Source organism: Pseudomonas sp. 05N434, from assembly GCF_056396965.1.
The window spans coordinates 1-1,210 of record NZ_JBFTMK010000883.1; the positions used below are offsets into that span (position 1 = coordinate 1).

A 1,210-nucleotide genomic window follows, 5' to 3' on the forward strand; every position below is an offset into this window, starting at 1 on the left:
GACTACAACGACTGAGGCTGGTCGCCGGTTTATCCCGCCCATAAAAAAACCGGCCTCAGTGAGGCCGGTTTTTTATTGCCGGACGCCTGGCTTACAGCGCAGCAGCGTGCTCGGTCAGGTAAGCCGCAACGCCTTCTGGCGAAGCGTTCATGCCTTTGTCGCCTTTTTTCCAGTTGGCAGGGCAAACTTCGCCGTGCTCTTCGTGGAATTGCAGAGCATCAACCAGACGGATCAGCTCTTCCATGTTACGGCCCAGCGGCAGGTCGTTGACGATCTGCGAGCGGACAACGCCTTTGTCGTCGATCAGGAACGCACCACGGAAAGCCACGCCGTCAGCGGACTGAACGTCGTAAGCCTTCATGATTTCCTGCTTGATGTCAGCAGCCATGGTGTAACGAACCTGGCCGATACCGCCATTGTTCACCGGGGTGTTGCGCCACGCGTTGTGGGTGAAGTGCGAGTCGATCGAAACGGCGACCACTTCAACGTTGCGTGCCTTGAAGTCAGCCATGCGGTTGTCCAGAGCGATCAGCTCGGACGGGCAAACGAAGGTGAAGTCCAGTGGGTAGAAGAACACCAGGCCGTATTTGCCTTTGATGGCCGAGGACAGGGTGAAGCTGTCTACGATTTCGCCATTGCCGAGTACGGCCGGTACGGTGAAGTCAGGGGCTTGTTTGCCTACGAGTACGCTCATTGGATATCTCCTGGTGTAATAACGTTGAAGAACAGGGCTCATGCCAGCCTGTCACCCTCAGGCGACAGCCCTGTGACACGAACCTCCTTCGCAAAAGGCCGACCATCATACACCGCGTTTTTCGCCTGTCCTTAGCGGTTTTTTTCTGGCGGGCAAAATGGCCGCTGCTATTTTTTTTCGCAAGGCGCGAGAGGAAACCGTTCGTCAGTCAAAGGCCCTTATGACGAAAAGCCTTCAGAAACCACTTTGACAAYCATTCTCGTTAACATTAAGATCCATCGCAATTGAGTCACAACCAGCGACGGTTCTCACTTATGTATGTCTGCCTCTGCACCGGCGTCACCGACGGTCAAATCCGCGATGCAATCTATGAAGGTTGCTGCAGCTACAAGGAAGTCCGTCTGGCTACCGGCGTAGCCGGCCAATGTGGCAAATGCGCTTGCCTGGCCAAGGAAGTGGTGCGTGAAACACTGGGCAAACTGCAAACGGCCCAGGCGGTGATCCCCTACCCCGTAG

Annotated in this window: 2 protein-coding genes; one reads left to right on the forward strand and one right to left on the reverse strand. The window is 55.6% G+C overall.

Annotated elements, in window-relative coordinates; translation table 11 throughout:
* Window positions 1–91: 91 nt before the first annotated feature.
* Window positions 92–694, reverse strand: a complete 603-nt coding sequence (locus tag AC1DLB_RS30395; protein ID WP_018926607.1) for a peroxiredoxin — start codon at window positions 692–694, stop codon at window positions 92–94.
* 314 nt (window positions 695–1,008) lie between these two features.
* Between AC1DLB_RS30395 and AC1DLB_RS30400 the strand changes: the two genes are divergently transcribed.
* Window positions 1,009–1,210: bacterioferritin-associated ferredoxin (locus AC1DLB_RS30400; protein ID WP_477786331.1), on the forward strand; the 202-nt coding region annotated here is incomplete at its 3' end.

Bases quoted from the DNA above. Each gene is read 5' to 3' on its own strand.
- AC1DLB_RS30395 (WP_018926607.1), bottom strand. From the start codon at position 694: ATGAGCGTACTCGTAGGCAAACAAGCCCCTGACTTCACCGTACCGGCC.